This is a genomic window from Pseudovibrio sp. WM33 (assembly GCF_001623165.1).
Lineage (GTDB): Bacteria > Pseudomonadota > Alphaproteobacteria > Rhizobiales > Stappiaceae > Pseudovibrio.
The window spans coordinates 78,197-80,522 of sequence record NZ_LMCK01000142.1 but is presented as its reverse complement, the minus strand read 5'-3'; the positions used below and the strand labels follow the sequence as shown (position 1 = coordinate 80,522).

Sequence of the window (2,326 nt, the reverse complement as noted above, 5' to 3'; positions counted from 1 at the left end):
GCGGTGAATGGGAGCTGTTGCAGTTTGCCAATGCTGAGCTGATTGCTGAGCGCACCTATACCTTAAGCAAGTTGTTACGCGGGCAGCGGGGCAGTGAGCCGGGCATGGGTGCACCTGCAGGTGCACGTGTGGTGGTGCTGGATGGCGGCATGACACAAAACGGGCTTTCTCGTTCTGAGCTGGGTTTGCCGCTCAACTGGCAAGCAGGTCGGGCCGGGGCTGGTGTTGGATCTGAGGATTACACCAGTTACCAGAAGACCTTCACCGGCCGGGGAGAGCGGCCGCTGTCGCCCGTGCATGTGCGCGGCCGTGCGCAAGCTGATGGCAGCATTGCAATAAGCTGGATAAGGCGCACACGAACGGGCGGGGATAGCTGGGAGGTGGCAGAGGTGCCTCTTGGTGAGACTGTAGAAAGCTACAGTGTTGAAATCCGGCAAGGGGGCGTTTTAAAGCGCTCCCTTTCTGCTTCTGGGGCGTTTGCATCCTACACGGCCGCCATGCAGGCGGAAGACTTTGGCGGGCCTGCTGCCAGCTTTGACGTGTGGGTTTATCAACTGTCTGAAACGTTTGGGCGCGGTGTTCCTGCCGTTGCTCATTATGAAGCGTAAAGGGGGAAGTATGAGCACAACGGCACACTTGAACTTGCCGATGATTGCGGCTGCGCAATCGCAAAAGCATGTGACCCACAATGAGGCGTTAGCCTTGCTTGATGTGGTGGTCCAGCTTTCGGTTATTTCAAACAGCGTAACCAATCCGCCTGCAGATCCAGATGAGGGAGCGCGTTACATAGTACCTGCAGGAGCGGCCGGGGACTTTGCCGGGCATGAAAACCAGATCGCGGCCTTCAGTGCCGGGGCTTGGGAGTTCCATACACCTGGCACCGGGTGGGCTGCTTGGATTGAAAGTCTGAACGACATACAAGTTTATGCTGAAGGTATGTGGGGCAGCATGGCTTCTGTTGCCGGACTGGGCACAGATCCGGCAACGGGCGGCCTTGCTATCCAGCAAGAGGCAACCGTAATAAGTGAAACGGATCACGGCGCACAAAGCCAGTTTGTGACTGTTGATGAAGAGCTAAGCCTTGCTGGTAGCAGCGTTGACAGCTCCGTTTTGATCCCTAATCGGGCAATCGTGTTTTGTGTGTCTACGCGCACGGTGGAGGCGGTGACAGGGGCAGCCTCTTATGACTGCGGCCTTGCTGGTGAGCAATCCAAGTTTGGCGGTTCGCTGGGGGCGGCCGTTGGCTCAAACAATGCCGGAGTGATTGGACCTCAGGCGTTTTATGGAGATACCGCCGTGCGGCTGACAGCCAATGGCGGCGACTTCACCGGGGGCAAGGTGCGCATTGCCTTGCATTACTTCCTACCAGTTACTCCGCAGAGTTAAGAAGACGATAGGGGTCTCCACCGGGTTGCGATAAAACAAAACGCTTCTCGCTTGGATCGTAATTCCATTTGAAGTTTAAAGCTCCTGCGATGTCTTCAGTATGTACTTCTTGTGAGAGACGTTCCTTCAGTTGTTCTTTTGTGAGTTTATCAGCGAATCCCAAAGCAATTTGCTCATTCAATTGATCTGTCATTGAGAGCAGTTGTTCGTCAATTTGAGAGAGCGCATTCTCGACCCTTTCGTGAACGTTTGAAAGGTTTTCAGCACTGTAAACTTTCATCATGAGTGGTTGTAGGTCTTTTCTTGTCTGGGCTCTGTAGTGTTGCATGAAATTTAGTTTCTCGACGTATTGCTTGGCGAGATCGAGTTTCCCTGTTTCTGCGTATACTGATGAACACCAGAATACGCACAGGTTCAGCGTAATAAAAAGAAACTTCATGTACTCGGCGTCCTTACAAACTTCTCAAAAATTTGACTTGGAAAATAAGGCTAATCGTTGAGAGGCTCAAATGAATAAACTTCATTCGTTTTCTATGTAACTCAACCGTTTCACCGGCCGCAAGAGCGGCTTTTTTTGTACCTGAACGGGGGCCTTTCGGCTCCCGTTTTTTGTTAGGGGCAGAGCATGAAAGATACGTTCCGACTGATTATTTTAGACCTGCTTGGAAGTGAAGGCGGGTTTGCAAACCGGTCTCGCAAGGCAGATCCGGGCGGCCCAACTAATCTTGGCGTCACTCAAAGGACTTTGTCTGCTTGGCGTGGCCGTGCGGTGAGCGTGGAAGAGGTGAAGCGCCTGAGCCGTGAGGAGGCAGTCGAGATCTACCGGGCGCAATACTGGGATGCTGTGAAGGGCGATCAATTGCCGCGTGGTCTGGACTATGCCGTTTTTGATTGTGCCGTAAACTCCGGCCCGGCGCGGGCCGTCAAGATCCTGCAGAAA

At 53.4% G+C, this 2,326-nt stretch carries 4 protein-coding genes; 3 read left to right on the top strand and 1 reads right to left on the bottom strand.

Annotation, left to right across the window (positions count from 1 at the left end):
• Positions 1–608, top strand: a 608-nt coding sequence (locus tag PsWM33_RS25155) for a GTA baseplate fiber-binding domain-containing protein (RefSeq protein ID WP_082827149.1), incomplete at its 5' end; no start/stop codon positions are given.
• A gap of 10 nt (positions 609–618) precedes the next feature.
• Complete coding sequence (locus PsWM33_RS25150) at positions 619–1,386, top strand: DUF2793 domain-containing protein (protein ID WP_063302048.1); 768 nt, start codon at positions 619–621, stop codon at positions 1,384–1,386.
• On the opposite strand, the gene PsWM33_RS25145 is transcribed toward PsWM33_RS25150, so the two are convergent.
• On the bottom strand, positions 1,370–1,825 hold the full coding sequence (locus tag PsWM33_RS25145) for a hypothetical protein (RefSeq protein WP_063302047.1): 456 nt from the start codon (positions 1,823–1,825) through the stop codon (positions 1,370–1,372). The genes PsWM33_RS25150 and PsWM33_RS25145 overlap by 17 nt on opposite strands.
• A 186-nt stretch (positions 1,826–2,011) precedes the next feature.
• Here PsWM33_RS25145 and PsWM33_RS28215 point away from each other — a divergent pair.
• Positions 2,012–2,326, top strand: a 315-nt coding sequence (locus tag PsWM33_RS28215) for a glycoside hydrolase family 108 protein (RefSeq protein ID WP_275078578.1), incomplete at its 3' end; no start/stop codon positions are given.

What these genes read in the sequence shown, in the direction of transcription:
- PsWM33_RS25150 (WP_063302048.1), top strand. Translation starts at nt 619, where the DNA reads ATGAGCACAACGGCACACTTGAACTTGCCGATGATTGCGGCTGCGCAA.
- PsWM33_RS25145 (WP_063302047.1), bottom strand. Translation starts at nt 1,825, where the DNA reads ATGAAGTTTCTTTTTATTACGCTGAACCTGTGCGTATTCTGGTGTTCA.